The sequence below is a fragment of the Streptomyces iranensis genome, from assembly GCF_017874715.1.
Lineage (GTDB): Bacteria > Actinomycetota > Actinomycetes > Streptomycetales > Streptomycetaceae > Streptomyces > Streptomyces iranensis.
This window is the reverse complement of sequence record NZ_JAGGLR010000072.1, coordinates 1-3,096: the sequence shown is the minus strand read 5'-3', so window position 1 is coordinate 3,096 and position 3,096 is coordinate 1. Positions and strand designations below refer to the sequence as shown.

At 68.3% G+C, this 3,096-nt stretch carries 1 protein-coding gene; it reads left to right on the top strand.

Translation table 11 applies throughout. From position 1 onward, the window contains the following. Nucleotides 1-3,096 (top strand): SDR family NAD(P)-dependent oxidoreductase (locus tag J2Z30_RS49180; RefSeq protein WP_245389372.1); only part of this gene is annotated, 3,096 nt, incomplete at both ends.

Sequence of the window (3,096 nt, the reverse complement as noted above, 5' to 3'; positions counted from 1 at the left end):
CCGGTCGGTGCGGTGCCGGTCGAGACCCGCGTACCGTCACTGCGCGGGATGTGGCGCCGCGGCAGCGAAGTGTTCGCCGAGGCCGCACTGGACGATATCCACGACGCCACCACATACGCCCTGCACCCTGCCCTCCTGACCGCCGCCCTCACCGCCGTAGGCGAGGAGACCCCCGCGGTGTGGCAGGGGCTGACCCTGCACGCCCGCAACCCCGCCGAGCTGCGCGTCCGCCTCACCTCACACGATGACGGCGCCCTGTCTGTGGACGCCGCCGACAGCACAGGCCTCCCCGCCCTGACCGCCCGCTCCCTCACACTGCACACCGTCCCCGTCTACGAACCGGCCACCAGCACCGACGACCTGCTCACCCTGACCTGGACAGAAATCCCGGCCCCTCAGCAGACCGGTCTGACGGTCGGCCGGTTCGAAGACCTGGCGTCGGGCGGTGATGTGCCGGTACCCGAGGTGGTGGTCTTCACCGCACTCCCCGACAGCAGCGAGAACTCGCCGGACCCGCTGGCACAGACCCGCATGTTGACCGCCCAGGTCCTGCAAACAGTCCAGGAGTGGCTGGCCGGGGAGCGCTTCAGCGACAGCACGCTGGTCGTGCGGACCGGGACCGGTTTGGCCGCGGCAGCGGTCTCGGGGTTGATGCGGTCGGCCCAGTCCGAACACCCCGGCCGGTTCATCCTGGTCGAAAGCGACGACGACAGCCTCACCCCGGACCAGCTGGCCGCCACCGTCGGACTGGACGAGCCACGGCTGCGGATCAGCGACAACCGGCACGAAGTACCACGCCTGACCCGAATCACCCCTGAACCCCCAACTGATGAGACGTGGGATCCGGATGGCACGGTCCTGGTCACGGGTGGTTCGGGTGTGCTGGCGGGGATCGTCGCCCGGCACCTGGTGACCGAACGCGGCGTGCGTCATCTCCTGCTGCTGTCCCGCAGCACCCCGGACGAGGCCCTGATCAGCGAGCTCGGTGAACTGGGCGCCCAGGTCGACACAGCGGTCTGTGACGTGTCCGATCGTGCCGGGCTGGCGCGGGTGCTGGCGGGTGTGTCACCGGAGCATCCGTTGACGGCGGTGATTCATACCGCGGGTGTGGTGGATGACGGTGTCGTGGAGTCGTTGACCGCGCAGCGGTTGGACACGGTGTTGGGGCCCAAGGCGGATGGTGCGTGGCACCTGCATGAGCTCACCCGTGATGCCGACTTGGCGGCGTTCGTCATGTATTCCTCGGCTGCTGGTGTTCTCGGTAGTGCGGGGCAGGGTAATTATGCGGCGGCCAATGCGTTCGTGGATGCTTTGGCTGAGCAGCGTCGTGCTGAGGGTCTGCCTGCGTTGGCGGTGGCGTGGGGTTTGTGGGAGGACGCCAGTGGCCTGACCGCGAAGCTGACCGACACGGACCGGGGTCGGATCCGGCGTGGTGGTTTGCGGGCCATCTCCGCCGAGCACGGGATGCGGCTGTTCGACACCGCATCACGCCACAGTGAGCCGGTTCTGGTGGCTGCGGCGATGGAGCCGGTACGGGACGCGGAAGTCCCGGCACTGCTCCGGTCGTTGCACCGCCCGATGGCTCGGCGGGCTGCTTCCGCCGGTGGAGTGCAGTGGCTGGCCGCCCTGGCACCGGCCGAGCGGGAGAAGGCACTGCTGAAGCTGGTGTGTGACAGTGCCGCCGTGGTTCTGGGGCACGCTGACGCCAGTACCGTCCCCGCAGCCGCCGTGTTCAGGGATCTGGGCATCGATTCGCTGACCGCGGTGGAGTTGCGGAACGGTCTGGCGAAAGCCACCGGGCTGCGGCTGCCCGCCACATTGGTGTTCGACTACCCCACCCCGGCCGCCCTGGCTGCCCGGTTGGACGAGTTGTTCACCGGCGAGAACCCTGTCCCGGTACGCGGGCCGGTGTCGGTGGTGGGGCAGGACGAGCCGCTGGCGATCGTGGGTATGGCTTGCCGCCTGCCCGGTGGAGTCTCCTCCCCGGAGGATCTGTGGCGTCTTCTGGAGTCGGGTACGGATGCGATCTCCGGTTTCCCCACCGACCGTGGCTGGGACGTGGAGAGCCTGTTCGAGCAGGATCCGGAGGCGGCCGGAAAATCTCACCGTGCTGAGGGCGGCTTCCTAGATGCTGCGGCCAGTTTCGATGCCTCGTTCTTCGGGATCAGTCCGCGTGAGGCACTGGCGATGGATCCGCAGCAGCGGCTGGTGCTTGAGGTGTCCTGGGAGGCGTTCGAGCGGGCTGGTATTGAGCCCGGTTCCGTACGCGGTAGCGAGACCGGTGTCTTCATGGGCGCCTACGCGGGTGGCTACGGTGCCGGTGCTGACCTCGGCGGCTTCGTAGCCACGGCCAGTGCGACCAGTGTCCTGTCCGGTCGGCTGTCGTACTTCTTCGGTCTCGAGGGGCCCGCCATCACGGTGGACACGGCTTGCTCGTCGTCGCTGGTGGCGTTGCATCAGGCCGGGTATGCCCTGCGGCAGGGTGAGTGTTCGCTGGCCCTGGTCGGCGGCGTCACCGTGATGGCCACACCGGAGCTCTTCACCGAGTTCTCGCGCCAGGGTGGCCTGGCCTCCGATGGTCGGTGCAAGGCGTTCGCGGACAGTGCGGATGGTACGGGATGGTCTGAGGGCGTCGGCGTCCTGCTGGTAGAGCGTTTGTCTGACGCGCAAGCTAAGGGCCACCGGGTGTTGGCGGTGGTCCGTAGCTCGGCAGTGAACCAGGACGGTGCGTCCAACGGGCTGACCGCGCCGAACGGCCCCTCCCAGCAGCGGGTGATCCAAGCGGCTCTCAGCAACGCGGGCCTTGCGGCGCACGAGGTGGATGTGGTCGAGGCGCATGGCACGGGTACGACGCTGGGCGACCCGATCGAGGCCCAGGCGGTGATCGCGGCCTATGGTCAGGGTCGTGAGCGGCCTCTGCTGCTGGGTTCGCTGAAGTCGAATGTTGGTCATACGCAGGCTGCTGCGGGTGTGTCGGGTGTCATCAAGATGGTGATGGCGCTGCAGCACGGTCTGGTGCCGCGGACGTTGCATGTGGATGAGCCGTCGCGGCATGTGGACTGGTCGGCGGGTGCGGTTGAGCTGGTGGCGGAGAGC